This is a genomic window from Streptomyces purpureus, assembly GCF_014648195.1.
GTDB classification, from domain to species: Bacteria; Actinomycetota; Actinomycetes; order Streptomycetales; family Streptomycetaceae; genus Streptomyces; species Streptomyces purpureus.
In genome coordinates this window covers 1-747 of record NZ_BMQQ01000083.1, presented here as the reverse complement: position 1 = coordinate 747, position 747 = coordinate 1, and the positions used below count along the sequence as shown (strand labels likewise).

1 protein-coding gene is annotated in these 747 nt (G+C 64.7%); it reads right to left on the bottom strand.

Annotated features, from left to right (window positions below; genetic code table 11):
* Window positions 1–53: 53 nt before the first annotated feature.
* Window positions 54–395 carry a hypothetical protein gene (locus tag IEZ01_RS34460; protein WP_229833369.1) on the bottom strand — a complete coding sequence of 114 codons (342 nt, stop codon included), beginning with the start codon at window positions 393–395 and terminating at the stop codon, window positions 54–56.
* Between the last annotated feature and the right edge of the window lie 352 nt (window positions 396–747).

The window sequence follows — 747 nt, the reverse complement described above, 5'->3', positions numbered from 1 at the left end:
GGCGCAGCCAGGAGCAAACCCCGCTGTCCGCCTGAACCAATCAAGATCGGACTCTACGAAACTCGGGGCAGCTCACATCCCTGGTTCTCGCTTCGGAAGCACAGCACACCCCCAAGGTCCGCGTGTACGAAAAGGTCCGAGGGAGGCAGCATCGGATCCTGGTGCTCGAACAACTCCGGACGCCGACCGAAGAGCAGGTATGCCTCACGCAGAGCGGTAGGGACGGGCAGTCCCAGCCGGCCTTCGATCTGCTTGAGCTCTTCCTGGCCAACGCCGTCGCCATCGGTCAGGGGCGAGTACCACCCAGCCGCGAAGGCCCGGATGAAGTCCCATGCCTCCGACCGGTCCGATATGCGGTCGTGCATGGCCTCAGCTGCATCGAAGTCGCCCACCATGCGGTGGACCGTACCCGTTCTGGGGATGCGCCGGGAAACGATCACGCCGTCGCCGGGAAGCGATCTTGTAGGCCGTGGTTGCCCGGCTGGTCAGACGCACTCGTGAACACCCCCGGGGAGGACGCCGTGAAGGCCGCCGCCATCGCGTGGCTGACCGGAACACCCCCGCCTGTGCGGGGACCACCGCAAAACCGTGGGCGCCACAACGTATGACCGCGGAACACCCCCGCCTGTGCGGGGACCACTCTTCCTGAGCTGGGGTTTCAGGCGTCCTTGGGACTGTAAATCGTTCGGTGTAACTCCCGATCATGGAGGATGCACCGATGACTAGTGAGAACGTGACCGAGGCCGA